Below are 21,759 nucleotides of genomic sequence, written 5' to 3'. Positions count from 1 at the left end.
GACGACCTGTTGTGCGACGGTGAGACTACACGGTCGGCGGCGCGGATACGAAATCGAGCAGATCCCCGACGGCCGGCGTCCCGACTGGGAGGATCAGGGCATGAGCGGTCCCATCGATGGTCGGCACGGCCCGGGTCCAGCCACCGAGCCGCCGGACGCGGGGGTCGGGTCCGAGGTCGACCCGTCCGGATCCGACGCCGGTGACGTGGAGACGCGCCTGGTGGACGTGCAGGTCCGCTTCGACCGGCGCAGCGTGTGGCGCGCGGGCTGGCTCACGGTCGCCATCGTCGCGATCGCCGCCCTCGGCAAGTTCGTCATCGACGACGGCGGCTCGGTCATCTTCACCCTCATCATGGCCATGCTCGCCTCCATCGCGATGGAGCCGGCCGTCGCCCGGCTCTCCCGCCGGATGCGGCGCGGTGTGGCGACGATGACCGTCATGCTCGGCGTGCTCGTCTTCTGCATCGTCTTCATGCTCGCCTTCGGCAAGCTGCTCGCCGACCAGCTCGTCACCTTCGTCGCGTCGATCCCGACGCTGGTCCAGGCCGCGACGACCTGGGCCAACGAGACGTTCGGGGCCGATCTCAGCCCCGACAAGCTGCTCGCCCAGTTCACGGACGGCGTCGGCGGCCTCAGCAGCCTCGCCGGCAGCGTCGCCGGCGGCCTCATCGGCGCCGTCGCCGCCGTGCTGGGAGCCTTCTTCTCGTCCATCACCTTCTTCTTCTTCACCTTCTACTTCTCCGCCGACAGCCTGCGCCTGCGTCGCTGGGTCGCCCAGCTCGCACCGCCGCGCCAGCAGGAGGTCATCGGCGTCGCCTGGGACCTGGCCGTCATCAAGACCGGTGGCTACGTCTCGGCCCGGCTCGTGCTCGCCGCGATCTGCGGAGGCCTCTCCAGCCTGTTCATGCTGCTCATCGGCATGGACTACTGGCTGGCCCTGGGCATCTGGACCGGACTCGTGGCCCAGTTCGTGCCGACGATCGGGACCTACATCGCGATCGCGCTGCCGGTCTTCGTCGGTCTCGTCGGGCCCGAGCCCTGGCAGGGCCTGGCGCTGCTCGGCTTCGCGCTCGTCTACCAGCAGATCGAGAACGTCACCATCGAGCCACGCATCTCGGCCGACGCCGTCGACGTGCACCCTGCCGTCTCGTTCGCGGCGGTGATGTTCGGCGCGGCGCTCTTCGGCGTCGCCGGAGCCTTCGTGGCGGTGCCCGTCGCCGCACTCCTCCTCGCGCTCTTCGACATCTACTCGCGCAAGTACGAGCTGCTCCCCCAGCTCGCGGCCGTCCAGCCCGTCGAGCACCACCGGGACGACCATCAGCACGCGGCGTTCACGGCCCGCCTCCCCGGGCTGGCCCGGGCTCGGGCCAAGGCCGCAGCCGCGGCCGCACCGGCGGTCGAGAAGCCCCCGACGGGCCTGCGCGCGACCCTGCGACGCTGGTTCTCCCGCGACCACGCGTCAGACCCCCAGAAGTAGCCCGGGACGTGGCACCGCCGTCGCGGTGCGCGCGGACCGGTCGCTTCCGGTCACTCCCCGTCGTGGGCGTCGTGCGCGTCGAGCGCCTGCTGGGCCGCCGCCTCCTCCTGCTCGCGGCGACTGCGTATGCCGCCCGCCTCGTCGAGCTCGCCCGTCACCTTCTCGAGCCGAGCCCTCGCCGTCGCGAGGCGCCGCTCGAGGTCGGCGATGCCCTCGGTGACCTCCTCCTGGCGGGCCGTGAGGACCGCGACCTGCCGGTCGGCGGCACGCAGGTCGGTGCGTGCGGCCTCGAGCGCCGACTGGAGCCGCGCGCGCTCGGCGGTGCGCCGGCTTCGACGTCGTTCCTCGAGGTCGACGGGGTCGCCTCCCCCGCCGGGCAGGACGGAGAGCGAGGGTCGGCCGCGGGCGGTGCCGGCGTCGTCGGCGTCGTCGTCCTCGGGGTCCGTGATGGCGACCACGTCCGCCACGTCGACCGAGCCGAAGCCGGAGTAGCTGAGCGCCTTGACGAGCGCACCGGTGAGGACCGAGGCCTCGGCGTCCTCGTCGGCGATCAGGGCCGTCAGGGTCTCGCGCACCTCCTGGGCGGCTCCGGCGCCCAGCTTCACGCCGTCCTCGGCCGCGACCTCGGCGATGCGGTCGGCCAGGGCGTCGACGCGCGCGGCCCGGTCGCGGCCGAGCAGCCGCAGCTGGTCGGCATCGAGGCTGCGCTGGGCCTCACGGAGCAGCTCGGCGAACGACCGGAGCTCCTCGAGCTCGTCGGCGTGCTCGCGGACGAAGTGGTTGACCGCCCACGCGGCGAGGGTCGGCTTGCGCAGGGCACCCACCGAGGCGGCGAGGTCCTTCTCACCGGCCGACCTCGCCTGGGCCACCAGCTCGGAACGCAGCGGGGTGAAACGAGCGGGTGGGGCGGCATACAGCTGCTCGACGGCGGCGCGCAGGTGCAGGATCACCCCTGCATCCTCCCGCAAACCTGCTGGTGCGGCCCGCGACGGGGGGGGCAGGCTTGGCCCGTGATCTGGATCTGTGCGACGTGCGCCGTCGAGACCGATGACCTGCCGGAGCCCCCGGGCCCGTGTGCCGTCTGCGAGGACGAGCGACAGTGGGTGCCGGCCGACGGCCAACGGTGGACGACCCTGAGGCAGCTGCGGGCGGCGGGCACGCGGATCACCGTCGAGGAGGTCGAGACCGACCTGTGGGGCCTGCGCGCCGAGCCCGAGGTCGGCATCGGCCAGCAGACGATGGTCGTCCGCGTGCCCGAGGGCGTGCTCCTCTTCGACTGCGTCGGCTACATCGACGATGCCGCCGTGGAGCTGGTGCGCTCTCTCGGGCCGACGCTGGCCGTGGCGGCGAGCCATCCGCACATGTACGGCGTGCAGACGGAGTGGGCCCACGCCCTCGGCGACGTGCCGGTGCTCGTGGCCGCGCCCGACGCCGAGTGGGTGCGGCGGCGGGACCCGCTCGTCGAGCTCTACGACGAGCAGCGCCGGGTCGCACCGGGACTGATGCTGCACCGCGTGGGCGGACACTTCCGCGGCCAGGCCGTCGTCGAGTGGACGGCGGGCGCCGAGGGGCGTGGCGTGCTCCTGGCCGGCGATGCCGTCTTCCCCAACCCCGATCGCCGGTCGGTCAGCTTCATGCGCAGCTACCCGAACCGGATCCCCCTGTCGGGCAACGTGGTCCAGCGTGTCGCGGGTCAGCTCGAGGCGCTGCACTTCGACCGCCTCTACAACAACTTCGGCGCCGTCGTGCCCTCTGGTGCCAAGGCCGTGCTGCGGCGGTCCGCCGACCGCCATGCGGCTTGGACGCGCGGCGACTTCGACCACCTGACCTGAGCCGTCGCGGGGTCATCCAGCGTCGAGCGACGACTCCTTGTGCGCGGCCCTGGCACCCGTCTTGCCGGACTCGACGATCCAGTACGGCTCGTCCTCCGAGGCGTTGAACGTCTGACCCTCGAAGGTGAACCCCGAGACGCGTTTCTCGACCGCCGTGCCGGTGGTGCGGCCCTGCGACGTGTTCCAGTGGACGGTGTCACCCTTCGAGATCGCCATGACACCGATGAGAACACGCCTCCAGGGCGTGTGCCAGAGGCGCTCGGAGCGGGTAGGTGCAGGGACGACGGCGTCGTCCGGCGCCGCGCCACACCCCGTGGAGGAGAAGCCATGAGCGACAACCCGCTGGACCCCGTGAGCGACGACCCGACGACCGAAGGTCCCGCTGACGGCGGAGCCGACACGAGCAGCCACGACGGCGGAGCCGACGGCGGCGCCGACACCGAGGGCCCCGCTGACGGCGGAGCCGACACGAGCAGCCACGACGGCGGAGCCGACGGCGGCGCCGACACCGAGGGCCCCGCTGACGGCGGAGCCGACACGAGCAGCCACGACGGCGGCGCCGACGGTGGGGCCGGAGCGGACCCGACCAGCTCGATCTGATGACCGCTGGCACGACGAGCCGCCGGGTGCCCACGCACGAGCGTGGGCGCTCGGCGCTGGCGCGTCTCGTCCCCTTCGCTGCCGACGAGTTCGCCCGGGACCACTGGGCGCACACGCCCGTCGTCACCCGGGCCGCCGACCTGCCGGGCGGCCTGACCGACCTCTTCGCCGAGGGCTCCGTCGACGAGCTCGTCTCCCGGCGCGGGCTGCGCGCCCCCTTCCTGCGGGTCGCCAAGAGCGGCCGCACCCTCGGCGACCGGGAGTTCACCCAGGGCGGGGGCGTCGGGGCTTCCGTCGCCGACCAGGTGAGCGACGACAAGCTGCTCGGGCTCTTCGCCGACGGCGCCACCATCGTGCTGCAGGGACTGCACCGCACGTGGGGTCCGCTCATCGACTTCACGCAGCAGCTCGCGGAGGAGCTGGGTCACCCGGTCCAGGCCAACGCGTACGTCACCCCCAGCCAGAACACCGGCTTCAGCGACCACTACGACGTCCACGACGTCTTCGTGCTCCAGATGGGCGGCGAGAAGCGCTGGCGCGTCCGCCCGCCCGTGCACGACTCACCGCTGCGCGACGAGCCGTGGACCGACCACCGGGCCGAGGTCGAGGAGGCGGGACGGCGGGCACCCGACCACGAGTTCACGCTCCGCCCCGGGGACGTGCTCTACCTGCCGCGCGGCTGGCTGCACTCCGCGACCGCGCTCGGTGGGGTCAGCACGCACCTCACCCTGGGCGTCCACGTCTGGACACGACGCCACGTGGCCGACGAGCTCGTGTCGATCGCGCTGGCCGAGGCCAGCCGCGACGAGAGCGTGCGCGCCTCGCTCGACGTCGCACCGACGGGCTTCGACCACGAGGCCATCGCCCCGGACGTCGAGCTCGTGCGGGCCGCACTCGTGCGCGCTCTCGGCGAGATCGACACGGCCACCGTCGTCGACGCGCTCGAGGCGCGGGCGCGCGGGGCCCAGCGCCCCGCACCGATCAGCCCCCTGGCTCAGGTGGCCGCCGCCGAGTCGCTGCGCGCCGACACGCTGCTCCACCTCCGGCCGCACGTGGCCGCCCGTCTCGTTCCCACGGGTCTCGGTCCGGCGACGCTGCGCAGCCGGCTCGCCGACTTCGCGGTCGAGCCGCACGACGTCGGGACCTTCGTCGCGCTCGTGGCGGGCGGGGTGCTGCGTGCCGACATGGTCGGTCTCGAGCTCGCGCGGCGGCTCATGCTCGCCGGGGTGCTCGTCGTCGCCGACGACTGACGGAGCGACGCAGCCCCGATCCCCGGCCCGCCTCCGGACGGACCCGGTTTGTGGCCTTTCGACGGTCGATGACCGTCGAAAGGCCATAAACCGGGCTGTCGCCAGCGTGCGTTCGCGCCGGGCGGCCGGTGCGTGCTTTGCGCGGTGCGTTGAGCGCGTTGTCGCTCCCGGGGTCAGCGCTCGAACGCTGCGGTGAGGGACGCCCTGGCGCCGACGAGGCTCGGGCCGTACCACGTGAGCAGGCGGCCGCTGACGAGAGCCGTGCGAGCGCGGGTGAATGCCTCTGGACCGTCGGCTGCGGTGAAGACGTAGGGCTCGTCAGGGAGCAGCACGACGAGATCGTCCCGGTCGAGGTCTGCCACGTCGACGTGCGGGTAGCGCTCCGACGCGTCGGCGAGGACGTTGCGCCAGCCGAGCCTGGCCACGAGGTCGCCGGTGAACGTGTCGCGACCGACGGCCATCCACGGGTCGCGCCAGATCGCCACGGCCACGTCGACGACGGGCGGGGGCACCGGACCACCCCACTCGTCACGGGCCGCGATCAGCCAGTCGGGCGTGCCGACGGCGAGCACCTCGGCGAAGAGGCGTCCGAGGGAGTCCAGAGCGGCCGGCACCGTCTCGATGTCGGTGACCCAGACCGGCACGCCGGCGTCGCGCAGCCGACGGACGTCGAGCTCGCGGTTCTCCTCCTTGTTGGCCACGACGAGGTCCGGCGCCAGGGCAGCGACGGCCTTGAGGTCAGGGTTCTTGGTGCCCCGAACCCGTTGCACCGCAAGCCCTTCCGGGTGCGTGCACCAGTCGGTCGCGCCGACCAGTCGCTCCGGACACGTCGTCGCCAACGCCTCCGTGATGGACGGCACCAACGACACGACCCGACGTGGCGGGGTCGGCAACGACACGGCATACGCCAGGTCGTCTGCGAGCGTCACCGGAGACACGGTTCGTGGCCTCTCGACGGGTGGAGGGGTGGGGTCAGACGTTGCGGCGGTACTGGCCGCCGACCTCGAAGAAGGCCTCGGTCACCTGCTGGAGCGAGCACACCCGCGCCGCGCGCATGAGGACGTCGAAGACGTTGCCACCCTCGATGGCGACCGCCTTGAGCTCCTCGAGCGCGGCCGTCGCCTCGACCTCGTGCTCCGTGCGGAACGCCCGGACGCGCGCGAGCTGGCTCTGCTTCTCCTCCTCGGTGCCGCGCGCCAGCACGACCGTGCGAGGCACCTCCCCCTCGTGCGGGTTGCGGAAGGTGTTGACGCCGATGATCGGCAGGCTGCCGTCGTGCTTGCGGTGCTCGTAGAGCATCGACTCGTCCTGGATGCGGCCACGCTGGTAGCCGGTCTCCATGGCGCCGAGCACGCCACCGCGCTCGGTGATGCGGTCGAACTCCTTGAGGACGGCCGCCTCGACGAGGTCGGTCAGCTCGTCGATGACGAAGGAGCCCTGGAGCGGGTTCTCGTTCATCGCGAGCCCCCACTCACGGTTGATGATGAGCTGGATGGCGAGGGCGCGACGCACCGACTCCTCCGACGGGGTCGTCACGGCCTCGTCGAAAGCGTTGGTGTGCAAGGAGTTCGCGTTGTCGTAGATCGCGATGAGCGCCTGCAGCGTCGTGCGGATGTCGTTGAAGTCCATCTCCTGCGCGTGCAGGGACCGACCCGACGTCTGCACGTGGTACTTCAGCTTCTGGGACCGCTCCCCCGCGCCGTACTTCTCCTTCATCGCGACGGCCCAGATGCGCCGGGCGACGCGTCCGAGCACGGAGTACTCGGGGTCCATGCCGTTGCTGAAGAAGAAGCTGAGGTTGGGCGCGAAGTCGTCGACCGCCATGCCGCGCGCGAGGTAGCTCTCGACGTAGGTGAAGCCGTTGGCGAGGGTGAAGGCGAGCTGGCTGATGGGGTTCGCGCCCGCCTCGGCGATGTGGTAGCCGGAGATCGACACGGAGTAGAAGTTGCGGACCTTCCGCTCGATGAACCACTCCTGGATGTCGGCCATCATCTTGAGGCTGAACTCGGTGCTGAAGATGCAGGTGTTCTGGCCCTGGTCCTCCTTGAGGATGTCGGCCTGCACCGTCCCGCGGACGTTGGCGAGGGCGTATGCCGTGAGCTCCTCGCGCTCGGCGTCGCCCGGCTCCCTGCCCTCCCGCGCCCGGAAGGCGTCGACCTGCTGGTCGATCGCGGTGTTGAGGAAGAAGGCGAGGATCGTCGGTGCGGGGCCGTTGATCGTCATGGAGACGCTCGTCGTCGGGGACACGAGGTCGAAGCCGTCGTAGAGCGCCTTCATGTCGTCGAGCGTGGCGACGGAGACGCCGGACGTGCCGACCTTGCCGTAGACGTCGGGGCGCGGGTCGGGGTCGCGACCGTAGAGGGTCACGGAGTCGAAGGCCGTCGACAGGCGGGTCGCCGGCTGCCCCTCGGAGACGAGCTTGAAGCGGCGGTTGGTGCGGAACGGGTCGCCCTCCCCGGCGAACATGCGGGCGGGGTCCTCACCCTCGCGCTTGAACGGGAAGACACCCGCGGTGAAGGGGTAGTAGCCGGGGAGGTTCTCGCGGCGCAGGAAGCTGACGAGCTCGCCGTGGTCGCGGTAGCGCGGCAGCGAGACGCGGGGGATCTTGTTGCCCGAGAGCGACTCCCGGGTCAGGGTGTTGCGGATCTCCTTGCCCCGGATGGTGACGACCTGCTCGTCGCCGGAGTAGGACTCGACGACGGAGGGCCAGGCGGCGAGGGCGCCGGCCACGTCGGCCGGCACGTCGGTGCGGGCGTGGTCGAGCAGCGCCTCGACGGCGCCGACCGCGCTCTCGGCACTGTCGAGGTCGTCCGCCGCCGCGGCGGCCGCGAGCTCGGCGCGCACGGACTCGAGCCGCTGCACCCGGCTGGCCGCGGCGGCATACCGCTCGGTGGCCTCGTGGAAACCGCGGACGGTGTCGCTGATCTCGGCGAGGTAGCGCACGCGGGACGCGGGCACGATCGTCGCGATGCGGGTGGACTGCTTCGTGGCGACCCGCGGCAGCGCACCCTCGTCGACCGGCATCCCGTGGTCGGCGAGCAGGTCTCGCAGCTCCTGGTAGAGCGCGGTGACGCCGTCGTCGTTGAAGGTGGCGGCCGACGTGCCGTAGACGGGCATGTCGGCGGGGCTCTTGCCGAAGGCCTCGCGGTTGCGCACCATCTGGCGGCCGACGTCGCGCAGGGCGTCCTCGGCGCCACGGCGCTCGAACTTGTTGATGGCGACGACGTCGGCACGGTCGAGCATGTCGATCTTCTCGAGCTGGCTGCTGGCGCCGAACTCCGGCGTCATGACGTAGAGGGAGACGTCGGCGTAGTCGATGACGGCGGCGTCGCCCTGGCCGATGCCCGGCGTCTCGAGGATGACGAGGTCGAAGCCTGCGGCCCGCACGACGTCGAGGACGTCGTCGAGGTGGGTCGGCACCTGGGAGCCGCCGCGCGTGGCCAGGCTGCGGAAGAAGACGCGGTCGCCGTCGAGGGAGCTCATCCGGATGCGGTCGCCGAGCAGCGCGCCGCCGCCACGGCTGCGGGTCGGGTCGACGGCGAGGACGGCGACACGCAGCTTGTCCTGCTGGTCGAGGCGCAGGCGGCGGACCAGCTCGTCGGTGAGGCTCGACTTGCCCGAGCCGCCGGTGCCGGTGATGCCGAGGACCGGCACGCGGCGTCGGCCGGCGGCCTCGCGGATGCCCGACAGCATGGCGTCGTCGATGTCGCCCTCCTGCGCGCCGGTGATGGCGCGTGCGACGGAGGCCCGCTCGCCGGCGAGCACGGCCTCGAGCGAGGGCGCGCCCAGCTCCCATGGGTCGAAGTCGCAGTCGGCGACGACGGTGTTGATCATGCCGGCGAGGCCGAGGCGCTGGCCGTCCTCGGGGCTGAAGATCGTGACGCCGGACTCGCGCAGCCGCGCGATCTCGTCGGGGACGATGACGCCGCCGCCCCCGCCGACGACGCGGATGTGGCCGGCGCCGTTCTCCTTGAGCAGCTGCACGAGGTACTCGAAGTACTCGACGTGGCCGCCCTGGTAGGAGCTGACCGCGACGCCCTGGACGTCCTCCTCGATCGCCGCGTCGACGACCTCCTGGACGGAGCGGTTGTGCCCGAGGTGGATCACCTCGGCCCCCTGCGTCTGCATGATGCGCCGCATGATGTTGATCGACGCGTCGTGCCCGTCGAAGAGACTGCTCGCCGTGACGAGGCGGACGTGGTGGGACGGCTGGTGGTGATCGCGCTTCGCTGCGTCGGACATGGAAAAATAGTAGGACTTCCTACTAATGGACGTCAACGCGTCGGCGTCCTACGATGGCGCCATGAGTGCGCAGACCAACGCCGCGGGCGGCGCGAGCGCCGGGGTCACGACCGGCGTGGCCGCCGGGGTCGCCGCCGGGTCCGGCCTCGGCTTCGACCCGATCGCCCGGGCCCGGGAGCAGTGGGTCGAGCAGGGCTGGGGCCCGGCCGCCGACGGGATGGCCGCGATCACCTCCCTCATGCGCGCCCACCAGATCGTCCTCGCCCGCGTCGAGGCGACCCTCCGACCGCTCGGCGTGACCTTCGCGCGCTACGAGGTGCTCATGCTGCTGTGGTTCAGCCGGCGCGGGTCCCTCCCGATGAAGGTCATCGGCAGCCGCCTGCAGGTGCACCCCACGAGCGTCACCAACGCGGTCGACCGTCTCGAGGACGCCGGGCTCGTGACCCGGTCGACGCACCCCGAGGACCGCCGCGCCATGCTCGTCGCCCTCACCCCGAGCGGTCGCGAGCTCGCGGAGCGTGCCACCAAGGCCCTCAACACCGAGGTCTTCGAGCAGCCTGACCTCGGCGCCACCGACGTGCGCTCGCTCGTCGACGTGCTGACCCGCCTTCGACGCGGCGCGGGCGACTTCTGACCCCAGTTCGTTACGCGGACCGCCAGCGGCCGGGGCGCGACCTCGGCAGACTGGGGGCCATGCCCGACACCCCGCTGCCCCCGGACCACCTCGACCGGCTCGCGGAGCAGCGGCGGTCGTTGCGGGCGCTCGCCCGCGCCGCGCAGCGACCCGGCGGCGGCTTCGGGTGGCTCGACGACGACGGGAGGCTCGACCCGGCCTACGGCGTCGAGCTGTGGATCACGGCGCGGATGACCCACGTCGCCGCCCTGGCGGTGCTCGAGGGCGACACCTCGTTCGAGGCGGTCGTCGACCACGGCGTCGCGACCTTCGCCCCCGGCGGCCTGCTCCACGACCCCGAGCACGGCGGCTGGTTCGCGTCGGTCCGCGGCGACGGCACGCCGGACGTGTCCGACAAGCGGGCCTACGAGCACGCGTTCGTCGTGCTCGCCGCCACGTCCGCCTCGGCCGCCCGGCGCCCCGGGGCGGACGACCTGCTCGACCGGGCGCTGCAGACCTACGAGCAGCGCTTCTGGCGGGAGTCCGACGGCCTCGCCCTCGACGTGTGGGACCGCACGTGGACCGACCTCGAGGACTACCGCGGCGTCAACGCCAACATGCACTCCCTCGAGGCCCTGCTCGCCGCCTGGGACGTGACGCGCGACCCGCGCTGGCTCGGTCACGCTCTCCGGATCACCGAGCGCGTCGTGCACGGCTTCGCCCGCTCGTGGAACTACCGCCTGCCCGAGCACTTCGACTCGAGCTGGGAGCCGCGCCCCGACTACAACCGCGAGCACCCGACCGACAAGTTCCGCCCGTTCGGCGTCACGCCCGGGCACCTGCTCGAGTGGTCGAGGCTGTCGCTGCACCTGCGGCACGCGCTCGGAGCCGAGGCTCCCGCCTGGCTGCTCGACGAGGCGCGCTCGCTCTTCGACGTCGCGGTGCACGAGGGCTGGGACGTCGACGGCCACGAGGGCTTCGTCTACACCACCGACTTCGAGGGCAGGCCCGTCGTGCGCGACCGGCTGCACTGGGTCGTCACCGAGGCCATCGGCGCCGCACGCACGCTCCACCTCGCGACCGGCGACCCGACGTATGCCGCGTGGTACGACCGGTGGTGGGAGCACGCCCACGAGTGGTTCGTCGACCCCGAGCAGGGGTCGTGGCGCCACGAGCTCTCACCCGAGCTCGCCCCGTCGAGCGTCGTCTGGCAGGGACGCCCGGACGTCTACCACGCCTACCAGGCGTGCCTCGTCGGCGCGCTCGGCGAGATCACGTCGTTCGCCGGTGCCCTCCGGGACGGGCACCTGCAGGCGGCTCGGACCGCCTAGTCCTGCAGCCGGTCGAGCAGGGCCCAGATCTCGCTCTCGGGGTAGCGGCGGTGACCGCCGAGCGTCCGGAGCGCGTGGAGCTGGCCGGACCGCGCCCACCTGCTGACCGTCTTGGGGTCGACGCGGAAGATCGTCGCGACCTCCGCCGGGGTCAGCAGCCTCTCGACCGCGGTGTCGTTGCCGTCCATGCCAGTCCCCTCGCCCGATCGCAGCACCAGTGGAGGTCACGGACTCGGGGCTGGCTGCTCAACCCCGAGTCCGGTGGATCCCGGATCCCGGTCCGCCTGGGCGGTCGTCGCCGGGCTCCCGACACCTGCCACGGTACGGTTAGTTCATTCGACAATCAAGCGACCAGATCAACGAACGAGTGGACGTCAGTAGATTGGGCGCATGAGCCCCCGCGCCCAGGCCCGCGACGACGCGACCATCGCCCTCCGAGAGCTGATCCTCGCCGGCGAGCGCTACCGCATCGCCGTGGCCGCGCACCTCGACCTCACCGTCAACGAGAGCCGGGCCATCAGCTACCTCCTCGCCCGCGGCCCCATGGGCCAGACCGAGCTCTCGGCCGCCCTGGGCCTGACGACGAGCTCGACGACGACGCTGCTCGACCGACTCGAGCAGCGCGAGATGGTGCGCCGCGTGCCCGACCCGAACGACCGACGTCGCAGCACCGTGGAGCTGCCCGAGTCCGGCGTGCGCAAGCTGCGCGAGGTCCGCGACTGGATGCCCCAGGCCTTCGACGTGTTCGACGCCGGCGACCTGTCCGAGGTGGCCGCCACCCTAGGGAGGGTCGCCGCCTCGCTGCGGGAGGTCACAGAACGGATCGACACCTCTCCGACCTCGAGCCCCGGGCGGCGCAAGCGCCACTGATCCGTCCCGCCGCCCGGCGCCCGCTCCGGCTCAGCCGATGACGCGGTCGAGGAAGGCGTTGCCGAAGACGCCGTCGGGGTCGACCCGGCGCCGCAGCGCCCGGAAGTCGGCCATCCGCGGGTAGAGCGGCTCGAGCTCCTCGACGCCCGCGGCGAAGCACTTGCCCCAGTGCGGCCGCGCCCCGAGCGGCAGGAGCGCTGCCTCGATCGCCGGCAGGACGGCATACACCCGTTCCACGTCGCGGACCCACGTGAAGTGCACGGCCAGGACGTCGTGGCCGTGGGAGCCGCTGAGCCAGTGGCCGTCTGCGGCGACGGTGCGCAGCTCGCCGACCTGGAGCACGGGCGCCATCCGGTCGCGGAGGCCGCGCAGCCGCTCGACGGCGGTCGGGGCGAGCTCGCGGGGCAGGAGGTACTCGCTCTGGAGCTCGGCGCCGCGACTCGGCGTGAACCCCATCCGGAAGTGCGGCAGCCGGTCGAGCCACGGTCCGGGCACGCCGCCCTGGGCCGTCACCGCGTCGATGTCGGCGCCGTCGAGCATGTGCATCGTCGAGGCGGCCGCCACGGCACCGGATGGCGCGGCCGGGGCCCGGTCACCGCGGCTCTTGAGCCAGACCTGGTCGATGCCCGAGTCGCCCCACCGGGTGAAGAGGCTGACGCTGTAGGCACTGCTCGTGACGGCCTCGAGCCCGGACGCGAGCGCGTCCCACGACAGCCCGGTGAAGACGTCCTGGCGCACGTCGTAGGTCGGCTCCACGTCGAGGGTCACGGACGTGACGACCCCGAGCGCGCCGAGGGCGACGACGCTCCCCTCGAAGTCGGGGTCCCCGCGGCTGACCGTGCGAAGCTCGCCGTCCGCGCCGACGAGGTCGAGGGAGGCGACGGCCGTTGCGAGAGAGCCGTTCTCGACCCCCGAGCCGTGCGTGCCGGTGGCGACGGCACCCGCGACGGAGATGTGCGGGAGCGAGGCGAGGTTGCCGAGCGCCCACCCCGCCGCCTGCAGCTGGGTCGCCACCTGGCCGTATGCCGCATGGCCCGTCACGCGGGCGGTGCGGCTCGTCGGGTCGACGACGACGGCGGTCGGCAGGTCGACGAGCGAGACGAGCACGGCGCCGTCGGCATCCGTGATGTCGGTGAGGTCGGTGAAGCTGTGCCGCGACCCGAGGGCGCGGACGCGCGGCGCCGCCGCGACGAGCTCCTGCAGGTGCTCGACCGAGCGCACCCGCTCGATCGGGGACCGGTAGGTGTGGCTGCCGGCCCAGTTGGTCTCCGCCATGGCCCCAGTCTGCCCGCGACCGGGGACCTCGACCCGACGGTCTCAGGCCTGGTGGCGCCGGCGGCGGCTGCGGTCCTCGTGGAGCTCGGGGTGCACGTCCTCGGGCAGCTCCTCGGGCTCGGCGCCCTCACCCGGACGGGCCACGCCCCAGCCGTCGGGGGTGATCGTGTCGACCGGCGGGTTGCCGACGAGGTGGGAGCGCTCGGCGCCCTCCGGATGGTCGCGACGCGCCTGCTCGGTGTCGTCGCGATGCTTGTTGAGGGACTCGCTGGAGTCGCGTCCGGCTCGACGGGGTCCGACGACGAGCAGGCCGATGACGAGGATCACGACGACGGCCAGCATGACGATGAGTCCTACACGATCACCCATGGGCACCTCCGGGGTCCGATGCGTCACTCCCGACGGTACTCCCGTCGGCTCCGCGTGAGGCCCGTTGCGCGCGAACGGATGCCGCACGGGTCGCGCCGGCAGCGCGGCCCGCAGCGGCCAGCGTGTGTCAGCGCGCGTCGCGGGCGGCCCGGGCCGCGGCGACCTTGGCCGCACGCTCACGCGCGAGCCGGGCGGTGGGGTCGTTGCCCTCGCCGAGCTGGGCCGGACCGAAGACGGTCAGGGCGATCAGCCGCAGCCGGTAGCCGATGCGGTAAGGGATCGAGAGTCCGTCACGGGGCTTCGAGCTCGACACGATGCTGCCTCCAAATTGATTAGTGCACTAACTGTTAGTGTACACAGATCCCGCCACCCCGAGGACGAGGCCCCATGACCCGCAGCGCCACCCCCCGACCCACGCCCCGTTCGATCCCCCGTGCGGTCCCCCGTGCGGTCACTCGTGCGGTCGCCCGTCCGGACGAGGCCACCGCGTCCCCCGACGACCTGCTCAAGCTCGACCAGCAGGTCTGCTTCGCCCTCGCCGTGGCGGCCCGCAACGTCATCGGGCTCTACCGCCCGGCGCTCGAGCCTCTCGGGCTCACCCATCCGCAGTACCTCGTCATGCTCGCGCTGTGGGAGCGGTCCCCCCTCACCGTCCGCGAGATCGGGCGTCTCCTCAGCCTCGAGCCGGCGACGCTCTCACCTCTGCTCAAGCGGCTCGAGGCCGCGGGTCTCGTGACGCGCGAGCGCCACCCCGACGACGACCGCGCCCTCGCGATCACCCTGACGCCACGTGGGCGGCGGCTGCGAGAGGAGGCACTGCAGGTCCCGCCACAGATCATCGAGCGCCTCGGCATGCGGGTCGAGGACCTCCAGGCGCTGCACGCCTCTCTGACCCGGGTCATCGCCGCGACGACGGCGACCGGCTGAGCGAACCGGCAGGGACACGACGACAGCCCGGGTATGCCGCTGGGCCCGGACATCGGTCCGGGCCCAGCTGGTCGTCGGCTCGTCGCGGGCCGGGAAGGTCGGGTCGTCAGGCAGCGGGTCGGTGGTCGACGAGGGCGCCGAGCGCGTCCTTGAGGCGCCCGAAGACCTCGGGGTCACCGAGCACGTCGGTGTCGATCGTCGTCTGCGACACGATGACGTCGTCGAGCACGACGGCGCCGGCGATCCCCGCCGAACGGCGGGTGTCGTCGTGGGCCCACTTGCCGCCGTAGGGAGTCGGGGTCGCGCCGACGACGGCGAAGGGCTTGCCGGTGATGGCGCCCTGACCGTAGGGGCGGGACAGCCAGTCGATGGCGTTGTTGAGCACGGCCGGCATGGTGCCGTTGTACTCCGGCGTCACGGCGAGCACGCGGTCGGCGCCGGCGACGCTCGCCCGCAGCTGGGCGGCCGTGGCGGGCACGTCGTCGCCGTCGATGTCCTCGTTGTAGAACGGCAGGGCGCCGAGGCCGTCGATGATGTCGATCTCGACACCCTCGGGCGCCTGGTCGCGCAGCGACTCGGCGATGCGGCGGTTCACGGACTCGTTGCGCAGGCTTCCGACGAGGACGGCGACGCGCGTGCGGGGGGTGGCAGCAGTGGTCATGGGGGCAGAAACGGACCGCGGTCCGTTTCTATTCCCGGACGGCGACGGATCCTCGCGGTGCCCTGGCGGCCGTCGTCCGACCTAGGATCGCGACCGTGTCCACCGAGCCGCCGCTCTTCGACCTGCGCACCCGCCCCGAGCGGCGTGACGCGGCGCGCAACCGCGAGCTGCTCCTCGACGCCGCGCACCGGCTGGTCGACCGTGACGGCGTCGACGCCGTGACGATGGATGCCGTCGCGGCCGAGGCCGGCGTCGGCAAGGGCACGGTGTTCCGTCGCTTCGGCAGCCGCGCCGGCCTCATGACGGCCCTGCTCGACCACGGCGAGGCACGGTGGCAGGGCCTCGTCATCTCCGGCCCGCCCCCTCTCGGACCGGGCGCGCCTCCCCTGGACCGGCTCCTCGCGTTCGGTGAGTCCCGCCTCGAGCGCACCGTCGTGGGCAGCGACCTCATGATCGCGGCCGCGGGTCGCCACGGCCGTTCGCTGCCCGCCGTCGCCTTCCTCGTCGCCCACGTGCGCCACCTGCTCGCCGAGCTCGACGTGACGGGCGACCTGCCCGTCCTCGCCTTCTCCCTCCTCGCGCCGCTCGACGTGGCCTTCGTCCTGCCCCAGCTCGAGGCCGGGGTGACGCGCGAGCGCATCCTCGCCACGTGGAACGACCTCGTCCGCCGCGTCGTCGACGCCGGCTGAGCGTCACCTCCCGACCGGCCGCCGCGAGCCGCGGCCGCACCCGACCTGCCGGACCAGCCCTCTCGGGGCTGGACGCTCGCTGGACGTGCGCTGTGGGGAGACGTGCAGGCAACGCCCAGCGACTGCCCAGCGGGTGGGTGGATCGTCTGCGCCATGGGCACCCGAACCTCGCGGGCGCCGGCCTCGCACCGTCCCGCACGACTGCTCACCGGCCTCTACGCGCTCGCCACCCTCGTCGCGCTCCTGCTGACCCTGCTGGCACGGCGCCGACCCCACCCACTCCCCGCCGAGGGGCTCTTCGGCCTCCTCAACGTGCCCGTGGCCCCGACCTTCGTGTCCGTGGTCGTTCTCGCTCTCGCCACCCGGGCGCTCCTGGGCCGCAAGCGGATCGGCCTGTGGTTCGTCGCCGTCTTCCAGGTCCTCGGCATCTACGTGGGGTTCGTGGCGCTCGTGCCGGCCGCCAGGCTGCCCCGCACCGAGATGTGGGCGAGCCGCGGCGAGCTCGGACGCGGGCTCGACATCCTCTCGACCCTCGTGGCCGCCCTCGCGCTCTGGTGGCTCTGGCGGATCCGGCACGAGTTCACCGGACGGCTCCAGCGCGGCTCCTGGGGGCTCGCGCTCGCCGCCCTCGCCGCCGGTTCGGTCGTGACCCTGGCGGTGGCCTGGACCCTCCTCGGCACGGTCGGCGCTCCGCGCTCGCAGGTCGACCCCCTCGTCGACACCGTGCTCGCCGTCTTCGGCGGCGTGAGCCGGCGCACCCTCGCGCTCGTCCCGCCCTGGGTCGTCGACGTCGTCGCGGTCTGCGCGGGCCTGACGATCCTCGCGGCCGTCACCCTCTTCCTCGCCTCCGCACGGCCCCGCAGCCGCTGGTCGCCGGACCGCGAGGTGGCCCTGCGTGGCCTGATCGCCCGCCACGGGTCCGAGGACTCCCTCGGCTACTTCGCCACCCGCCGCGACAAGGCCTCCGTCTTCTCCCCCGACGGTCGGGCCGCCGTCACCTACCGGGTCGTCGCCGGGGTCTCCCTCGCGAGCGCCGACCCGGTCGGCCACCCGGACAGCTGGCAGCCCGCCATCGAGGCCTGGCGGGCCGAGGCGCGCGAGTTCGGCTGGGTGCCCGCCGTGGTCGGCGCGAGCGAGCGTGGAGCCCGCGCGTACGCCGCCGTCGGGGGCATGCGCGTGCTGCTCCTCGGTGACGAGGCCATCCTCGACCCCGCGCGCTTCGACCTGCGGCGAACGTCCCTCTCACCGGTCCGGCACGCCGCGGCCAGGGCGGCTCGCGCCGGACTCGAGGTCCGCCTGCGCCGCCAGCGTGAGCTGCGGACCGACGAGGTCGCCGAGATCTCGGAGCGCGCCGAGGCCTGGCGCGGCGGTGAGACCGACCGCGGCTTCTCGATGGCCCTCGGGCGCGGCGGTGACCTCGCCGACGGCGACGTCCTCCACGTGACCGCCCACGCCCTCGACGGGTCGCTCGTCGGGGTGCTCTCGCTCGTGCCGTGGGGCCGCACGGGAGTCTCCCTCGACGTCATGCGGCGCTCGCCCGACGCCCCCAACGGCGTCACCGAGCTCATGGTGAGCGAGCTGCTCGCCCGGTCCCGCGAGCTCGGCATCTCCCGGGTCTCGCTCAACTTCTGCATGTTCCGCTCGGTCTTCGAGGACGCCGAACGCCTCGGCTCCCGCTCGCTGACGCGCGTGGGCGCCTCGGTCCTCGGCTTCTTCGACCGCGTCTGGCAGCTCGAGCGCCTCTACCGCGCCAACGAGAAGTACGAGCCGAGCTGGCAGCCGCGCTTCGTCTGCTACGACGACGCCGTGTCCCTGCCGCAGGTGGCCCTCGCCGTGGGGGCGGCGGAGGGTTTCGTGCGCCACCCGTCGCTCCGCGCCGCCCGTGCCGTCCGCACCGAGCTCGACCCCGAGCACCTCGCGCAGGCGGCCTCCGTGAGTGTGCCGGCCGTCGACGTCGAGGCTCTCGGTCCGCGCCGGTCCGACCAGTTCCGCCACCGGGCGGCGGCCCTCGACCGGATGCGCGAGGCCGGGGTCGACGCCTACCCCGTCGGCGCGGCGTCGGTCACGACGACCCCCATCGCCGCCCTCGGCCCCGACGCGTGGCGGGTCCCGCGCACCGTGTCGGTCGTGGGACGGGTGCGAGAGCTCCGCGACCACGGCGGCGTCACCTTCGCGGACCTCGTCGACGGCGAGGCACGGCTGCAGGTGCTCTTCGACGCGGCCCGTCTGGGTCGGGAATGCGTTGACCAGCTCACGTCGTTCGTCGACGTCGGCGACCTCGTGCGCGTCGACGGCACGACGGGCCGGTCCCGCACCGGGACCCCGAGCCTGCTCGCCGACACGTGGCGGATGGAGGCCAAGTGCCTCCATCCCGTCCCCTTCCGCGCCTTCGACGACCCGGCCACCCGAGCTCGCCGGCGCTCGACCGACCTGCTCGTCCACCCTCGCGACGTCGAGCTGCTCCGGCGGCGGTCGGCCGTCGTCGGGTCGATCCGGAGGACCCTCGGCGACGCCGGCTTCCTGGAGGTGGAGACCCCGATGCTGCACACGACCCACGGTGGCGCGAGCGCGCGGCCGTTCCGGACGTTCATCAACGCGTACGGCGTCGACCTGTCCCTGCGCATCGCTCCCGAGCTGCACCTCAAACGGCTCCTCGTCGCCGGGCTCGGTCCCGTCTTCGAGCTCGGTCGCAACTTCCGCAACGAGGGGGCGGACGCCACGCACAACCCGGAGTTCACCTCGCTCGAGGTCTACCAGCCACACGCCGACTACACGACGATGCGCCACCTCACCGAGCGGCTCGTCCGCGAGGCGGCACGCTCCGTCCACGGCCGCGAGGTCCTCCCGCTGCCCGTTCCCGGCGCCAGACCCCACGGGCACGACGGACTCGTCGACCTCGTCGACCTCGTCGACATCAGCGGCGAGTGGCCGGTCGTCACCGTGCTCGACGCCGTCTCGGACGCGGTCGGCCGTCGGGTCACGGTCGACACCGACATCGACGTGCTGCTGGGGCTCGCCGAGGACCACGGCATCACGGTGCGCCCCGAGATGGGGGCCGGGGCCGTCATCGAGGAGCTCTACGCCGTGCTCGTCGAGCCGGCGACGGTGCTGCCCACCTTCTACACCGACTTCCCCGTCGAGACCTCGCCCCTGACGCGGCCGCACCGGACGGAGGCGGGGCTCGTCGAGCGCTGGGACCTCGTGGTGGCGGGGATGGAGGTCGGCACGGCATACAGCGAGCTGACCGACCCCGTCGACCAGCGGGCCCGGCTCACCGAGCAGTCGCTCAAGGCGGCTGCCGGCGACCCGGAGGCGATGGAGGTCGACGAGGACTTCCTCCACGCGCTCGAGCTGGGGATGCCACCCAGCGGCGGCCTCGGGATCGGCGTCGACCGGCTCGTCATGCTCCTGACCCACAGCTCGATCCGCTCGGTGCTGACCTTCCCGTTCGTGCGTCCGATGACCGCGCGGCGCGGCGACCGTGAGACGAGCCCGGCATGGAGCTGACCGATCCGGGCCCCGTCGTCCTGCTCTCCGTGCTCGCGCTCGTCGTCTTCGCGCTCGTCGTCGCCGGGCTGCCGCGCTGGGGCTCCCGGGTCACGCGCGCCGTCGTCCGGGGCGTCCAGGTCGTGCTGCTCAACGTCCTCGTCCTCGCGCTCGCCGGCGCCGCGCTCAACGACCAGTACCTCTTCTACTCCAGCTGGGGTGACCTCTTCGGCTCGCGCTCGACGTCCGTGCAGGTGCACCACGGAGGGACGAGCCCGGAGGTCGTCACCGCCGCCGTGTCCGGCCCCGGGCTCCGGGGCGTCACGACGCCGGCCGTCCTGCCGCCCCTCCCCCAGCCCGGCTCGCGGCTGCAGACGTACACGGTCGTCGACAGGCGGTCGAACGCCGAGGGCCAGGTCTACGTCCACCTGCCGGTCGGCTACGACCCGAGATCGTCCCGCACCTACCCCGTCATCCTCGGCCTGCACGGCTTCCCGAGCGGGCCGAAGGGCTTCCTCAAGCTCGACTTCCTCAGCTCCGTGGACGCCCTCACCGCCGAGCACCGGCTCGCGCCCTCGATCGTCGTCGTCCCGCGCATCGACACCCCGGCGAGCCTCGACACCGAGTGCGTCAACGGCGGGCCCGGCCAGCCGCAGACGGACACGTGGCTCGCCCGCGACATCCCCGCGTGGACCGCGCACCACTTCCGCGTCACGCTGACGCGCACCTCGTGGGCCACGCTCGGCTACTCCTACGGCGGGTGGTGTGCGGCGTCGCTGTCGATGCGTCACCCCGACGTCTTCGGCGCCGCGGTCGTGCTCCTCGGCTACTTCCGTCCGGACTTCAGCGCGGCGTACGACCCCCTGACGACGGCGACCCAGCGCGGCTACGACCTCGTCACGATGGCGCACACGGCGCCGCCGCCCGTGGCGATGTGGGTGCTCACCTCCCGCGAGGACCCGCTGTCGTATCCCACGACGTCGAAGTTCCTCAGCGTCGCCCGGAGCCCGCTCGACGTCACGGGCACGGTCCTGGCCCACGGTGGTCACCGCGACTCGGTGTTCACCCCCTACGTCCCGGCCGCCCTCGCGTGGCTGGCGCAGACCATGCCGGGCTTCCGTGCCTGAACCCCGAGGACGTATGCCGTGGGGCCGGGCCGCGGACGCGCCCCCGGACCGGAGCGGGCACCGTCGGCACCGACAGCACCCACGGCACGCTGCCCGCGCCCGACCCCGACACCTCGCCGCGGCGCTGCTCGGCCTGGCCGTCCTCGCCGTGCTGGGCCTGAGCGGCGTCGTGCCCGGTCTCGGACCCTCCAGCCTTCTCCGTGACTCCGGCGCGGCGCCGAGAACGCCCGTCACGACGGTGAGCCCGTCTCCCGGTGGCACCCCGGCGGCCTCCAGCACGACGCCGTCCGGACCGCTGACGCTCGTGGGGCTCGGGGACTCGGTGCCGTCGGCCGAGACGTGTGGCTGCACGGGCTACGTCGAGCAGGTCGGGCAGCGGCTCGGCGCCCTGACCGACCGCAGCTGGGTGGTGCACAACGACGCGAACGGCGGCTGGACCACGGCGGACGTCGAGGACGACCTCGGCTCCTCGCCGACCCGAGACCACCTCGCGCACGCCGACCTCGTCCTCGTCGAGGTGGGCGCCAACGACTTCGACCTCGACCGCGTCGACGACCAGGGCTGCTTCCCGGCTGCCGGGTCGGACTGCTGGTCGGCCACCGTCGCCGGGATGCGCGACGGCCTGACCCGGATCATCGCGGCGATCCGCCGCATCGACCACCGTCCCGACCTGCGCATCGCTCTTCTCGGCTACTGGAACGTCACGGTCGACGGCTCGGTCGGCCGGGCTCTGGGCGAGGACTTCGTGCTCGGCAGCGACGAGCTGACCCGGCTCGTCAACGAGACGGTCCGGCAGGTGGCCGCGTCGACGGGCACCGTCTACGTCGACGCGTACAGCCCCCTCAAGGGCACGTCGGGCACCCGGGACCCGACCGGTGATCTGCTCGACGACGGCGACCACCCGAACGCGAGCGGGCACACGCTCCTGTCCACCGCCGTCGTGGACGAGGTGGCCACGACGGGCGCGGTCGCGTCCTGGCGCTCGGCCCCGTGACCGTCGCGGGAAGGCC

At 73.0% G+C, this 21,759-nt stretch carries 21 protein-coding genes; 12 read left to right on the top strand and 9 right to left on the bottom strand.

What is annotated here, in order from left to right; translation table 11 throughout:
* Nucleotides 1-100: 100 nt before the first annotated feature.
* Nucleotides 101-1,477, top strand: coding sequence for an AI-2E family transporter (locus tag ACSQ2D_RS04960; protein WP_435984907.1), 1,377 nt, complete (start codon nt 101-103; stop codon nt 1,475-1,477).
* A gap of 50 nt (nt 1,478-1,527) precedes the next feature.
* On the opposite strand, the gene ACSQ2D_RS04955 is transcribed toward ACSQ2D_RS04960, so the two are convergent.
* Nucleotides 1,528-2,427: a hypothetical protein gene (locus tag ACSQ2D_RS04955; protein WP_435984906.1), complete on the bottom strand. Its 900-nt coding sequence runs from the start codon at nt 2,425-2,427 to the stop codon at nt 1,528-1,530.
* A gap of 60 nt (nt 2,428-2,487) precedes the next feature.
* Here ACSQ2D_RS04955 and ACSQ2D_RS04950 point away from each other — a divergent pair, with 60 nt between their 5' ends.
* A complete protein-coding gene (locus ACSQ2D_RS04950; RefSeq protein ID WP_435984905.1) occupies nt 2,488-3,309 on the top strand; it encodes a hydrolase in 822 nt (273 codons plus the stop codon).
* A 12-nt stretch (nt 3,310-3,321) separates the two neighbouring features.
* Here the strand turns inward: ACSQ2D_RS04950 and ACSQ2D_RS04945 are convergent, their stop codons facing one another.
* Nucleotides 3,322-3,525: a DUF2945 domain-containing protein gene (locus ACSQ2D_RS04945; RefSeq protein WP_435984904.1), complete on the bottom strand. Its 204-nt coding sequence runs from the start codon at nt 3,523-3,525 to the stop codon at nt 3,322-3,324.
* Between the two features lie 111 nt (nt 3,526-3,636).
* On the opposite strand from ACSQ2D_RS04945, the gene ACSQ2D_RS04940 reads away from it, so the two are divergent.
* Together ACSQ2D_RS04940 and ACSQ2D_RS04935 are read left to right on the top strand one after the other, a co-directional pair.
* Entirely contained in the window at nt 3,637-3,909 is a 273-nt protein-coding gene (locus ACSQ2D_RS04940; RefSeq protein WP_020143298.1) for a hypothetical protein, read from the top strand.
* The gene (locus ACSQ2D_RS04935; RefSeq protein WP_435984903.1) at nt 3,909-5,159 is read left to right on the top strand and encodes a cupin domain-containing protein; all 1,251 of its coding nucleotides are present in this window, start codon (nt 3,909-3,911) and stop codon (nt 5,157-5,159) included. Before ACSQ2D_RS04940 ends, ACSQ2D_RS04935 begins: the two co-directional genes overlap by 1 nt.
* A gap of 173 nt (nt 5,160-5,332) precedes the next feature.
* Here ACSQ2D_RS04935 and ACSQ2D_RS04930 read toward each other — a convergent pair whose 3' ends face one another.
* Together ACSQ2D_RS04930 and icmF are read right to left on the bottom strand one after the other, a co-directional pair.
* The gene (locus ACSQ2D_RS04930) at nt 5,333-6,088 is read right to left on the bottom strand and encodes a helical backbone metal receptor (RefSeq protein ID WP_435984902.1); all 756 of its coding nucleotides are present in this window, start codon (nt 6,086-6,088) and stop codon (nt 5,333-5,335) included.
* A gap of 43 nt (nt 6,089-6,131) precedes the next feature.
* Nucleotides 6,132-9,401, bottom strand: coding sequence for a fused isobutyryl-CoA mutase/GTPase IcmF (gene icmF, locus ACSQ2D_RS04925; RefSeq protein WP_435984901.1), 3,270 nt, complete (start codon nt 9,399-9,401; stop codon nt 6,132-6,134).
* A 61-nt stretch (nt 9,402-9,462) separates the two neighbouring features.
* Between icmF and ACSQ2D_RS04920 the strand changes: the two genes are divergently transcribed.
* Together ACSQ2D_RS04920 and ACSQ2D_RS04915 are read left to right on the top strand one after the other, a co-directional pair.
* Nucleotides 9,463-10,035 carry a MarR family winged helix-turn-helix transcriptional regulator gene (locus ACSQ2D_RS04920; RefSeq protein ID WP_435984900.1) on the top strand — a complete coding sequence of 191 codons (573 nt, stop codon included), beginning with the start codon at nt 9,463-9,465 and terminating at the stop codon, nt 10,033-10,035.
* A 59-nt stretch (nt 10,036-10,094) separates the two neighbouring features.
* Nucleotides 10,095-11,345, top strand: a complete 1,251-nt coding sequence (locus tag ACSQ2D_RS04915; RefSeq protein WP_435984899.1) for an AGE family epimerase/isomerase — start codon at nt 10,095-10,097, stop codon at nt 11,343-11,345.
* Here ACSQ2D_RS04915 and ACSQ2D_RS04910 read toward each other — a convergent pair.
* Nucleotides 11,342-11,533 carry a BldC family transcriptional regulator gene (locus tag ACSQ2D_RS04910; RefSeq protein WP_435984898.1) on the bottom strand — a complete coding sequence of 64 codons (192 nt, stop codon included), beginning with the start codon at nt 11,531-11,533 and terminating at the stop codon, nt 11,342-11,344. The genes ACSQ2D_RS04915 and ACSQ2D_RS04910 overlap by 4 nt on opposite strands.
* Nucleotides 11,534-11,735: 202 nt before the next feature.
* On the opposite strand from ACSQ2D_RS04910, the gene ACSQ2D_RS04905 reads away from it, so the two are divergent.
* Nucleotides 11,736-12,215 carry a MarR family winged helix-turn-helix transcriptional regulator gene (locus ACSQ2D_RS04905; protein ID WP_435984897.1) on the top strand — a complete coding sequence of 160 codons (480 nt, stop codon included), beginning with the start codon at nt 11,736-11,738 and terminating at the stop codon, nt 12,213-12,215.
* 30 nt (nt 12,216-12,245) lie between these two features.
* On the opposite strand, the gene ACSQ2D_RS04900 is transcribed toward ACSQ2D_RS04905, so the two are convergent.
* The 3 genes from ACSQ2D_RS04900 to ACSQ2D_RS04890 all read right to left on the bottom strand — a co-directional run bounded on the left by ACSQ2D_RS04900 (nt 12,246) and on the right by ACSQ2D_RS04890 (nt 14,172).
* A complete protein-coding gene (locus ACSQ2D_RS04900; RefSeq protein ID WP_435984896.1) occupies nt 12,246-13,490 on the bottom strand; it encodes a D-arabinono-1,4-lactone oxidase in 1,245 nt (414 codons plus the stop codon).
* Nucleotides 13,491-13,532: 42 nt separating this feature from the next.
* Entirely contained in the window at nt 13,533-13,859 is a 327-nt protein-coding gene (locus ACSQ2D_RS04895) for a hypothetical protein (protein WP_435984895.1), read from the bottom strand.
* Between the two features lie 127 nt (nt 13,860-13,986).
* Complete coding sequence (locus tag ACSQ2D_RS04890; protein ID WP_435984894.1) at nt 13,987-14,172, bottom strand: hypothetical protein; 186 nt, start codon at nt 14,170-14,172, stop codon at nt 13,987-13,989.
* 74 nt (nt 14,173-14,246) lie between these two features.
* Between ACSQ2D_RS04890 and ACSQ2D_RS04885 the strand changes: the two genes are divergently transcribed.
* Entirely contained in the window at nt 14,247-14,786 is a 540-nt protein-coding gene (locus ACSQ2D_RS04885; protein ID WP_435984893.1) for a MarR family winged helix-turn-helix transcriptional regulator, read from the top strand.
* Between the two features lie 106 nt (nt 14,787-14,892).
* Here the strand turns inward: ACSQ2D_RS04885 and ACSQ2D_RS04880 are convergent, their stop codons facing one another.
* Nucleotides 14,893-15,447, bottom strand: a complete 555-nt coding sequence (locus ACSQ2D_RS04880; protein WP_435984892.1) for an NADPH-dependent FMN reductase — start codon at nt 15,445-15,447, stop codon at nt 14,893-14,895.
* Between the two features lie 95 nt (nt 15,448-15,542).
* Here ACSQ2D_RS04880 and ACSQ2D_RS04875 point away from each other — a divergent pair, with 95 nt between their 5' ends.
* The 4 genes from ACSQ2D_RS04875 (at nt 15,543) to ACSQ2D_RS04860 (ending at nt 21,743) form a co-directional block, all read left to right on the top strand.
* Nucleotides 15,543-16,136, top strand: a complete 594-nt coding sequence (locus tag ACSQ2D_RS04875; RefSeq protein WP_435984891.1) for a TetR/AcrR family transcriptional regulator — start codon at nt 15,543-15,545, stop codon at nt 16,134-16,136.
* A 153-nt stretch (nt 16,137-16,289) separates the two neighbouring features.
* On the top strand, nt 16,290-19,643 hold the full coding sequence (lysX, locus tag ACSQ2D_RS04870) for a bifunctional lysylphosphatidylglycerol synthetase/lysine--tRNA ligase LysX (protein ID WP_435984890.1): 3,354 nt from the start codon (nt 16,290-16,292) through the stop codon (nt 19,641-19,643).
* Nucleotides 19,634-20,749, top strand: a complete 1,116-nt coding sequence (locus ACSQ2D_RS04865) for an alpha/beta hydrolase (RefSeq protein ID WP_435984889.1) — start codon at nt 19,634-19,636, stop codon at nt 20,747-20,749. The genes lysX and ACSQ2D_RS04865 overlap by 10 nt, the downstream gene beginning before the upstream one ends.
* Complete coding sequence (locus ACSQ2D_RS04860; protein WP_435984888.1) at nt 20,742-21,743, top strand: SGNH/GDSL hydrolase family protein; 1,002 nt, start codon at nt 20,742-20,744, stop codon at nt 21,741-21,743. Before ACSQ2D_RS04865 ends, ACSQ2D_RS04860 begins: the two co-directional genes overlap by 8 nt.
* Nucleotides 21,744-21,759: the final 16 nt, after the last annotated feature.

The sequence above is a fragment of the Terrabacter sp. LjRoot27 genome (assembly GCF_964254175.1).
In the GTDB taxonomy this organism is placed as follows: Bacteria; Actinomycetota; Actinomycetes; order Actinomycetales; family Dermatophilaceae; genus Terrabacter.
The sequence above is the reverse complement of the archived record's forward strand: the minus strand, read 5'-3'. Positions and strand labels throughout refer to the sequence as shown.

Coding starts and splice junctions, on each gene's coding strand:
- ACSQ2D_RS04910 (WP_435984898.1), bottom strand. CDS start 11,533: ATGGACGGCAACGACACCGCGGTCGAGAGGCTGCTGACCCCGGCGGAG.
- ACSQ2D_RS04895 (WP_435984895.1), bottom strand. CDS start 13,859: ATGGGTGATCGTGTAGGACTCATCGTCATGCTGGCCGTCGTCGTGATC.
- ACSQ2D_RS04935 (WP_435984903.1), top strand. CDS start 3,909: ATGACCGCTGGCACGACGAGCCGCCGGGTGCCCACGCACGAGCGTGGG.
- ACSQ2D_RS04880 (WP_435984892.1), bottom strand. CDS start 15,447: ATGACCACTGCTGCCACCCCCCGCACGCGCGTCGCCGTCCTCGTCGGA.
- ACSQ2D_RS04900 (WP_435984896.1), bottom strand. CDS start 13,490: ATGGCGGAGACCAACTGGGCCGGCAGCCACACCTACCGGTCCCCGATC.
- ACSQ2D_RS04905 (WP_435984897.1), top strand. CDS start 11,736: ATGAGCCCCCGCGCCCAGGCCCGCGACGACGCGACCATCGCCCTCCGA.
- ACSQ2D_RS04885 (WP_435984893.1), top strand. CDS start 14,247: ATGACCCGCAGCGCCACCCCCCGACCCACGCCCCGTTCGATCCCCCGT.
- lysX (WP_435984890.1), top strand. CDS start 16,290: ATGGGCACCCGAACCTCGCGGGCGCCGGCCTCGCACCGTCCCGCACGA.
- ACSQ2D_RS04920 (WP_435984900.1), top strand. CDS start 9,463: ATGAGTGCGCAGACCAACGCCGCGGGCGGCGCGAGCGCCGGGGTCACG.
- ACSQ2D_RS04915 (WP_435984899.1), top strand. CDS start 10,095: ATGCCCGACACCCCGCTGCCCCCGGACCACCTCGACCGGCTCGCGGAG.
- ACSQ2D_RS04865 (WP_435984889.1), top strand. CDS start 19,634: ATGGAGCTGACCGATCCGGGCCCCGTCGTCCTGCTCTCCGTGCTCGCG.
- ACSQ2D_RS04940 (WP_020143298.1), top strand. CDS start 3,637: ATGAGCGACAACCCGCTGGACCCCGTGAGCGACGACCCGACGACCGAA.
- ACSQ2D_RS04960 (WP_435984907.1), top strand. CDS start 101: ATGAGCGGTCCCATCGATGGTCGGCACGGCCCGGGTCCAGCCACCGAG.
- icmF (WP_435984901.1), bottom strand. CDS start 9,401: ATGTCCGACGCAGCGAAGCGCGATCACCACCAGCCGTCCCACCACGTC.
- ACSQ2D_RS04945 (WP_435984904.1), bottom strand. CDS start 3,525: ATGGCGATCTCGAAGGGTGACACCGTCCACTGGAACACGTCGCAGGGC.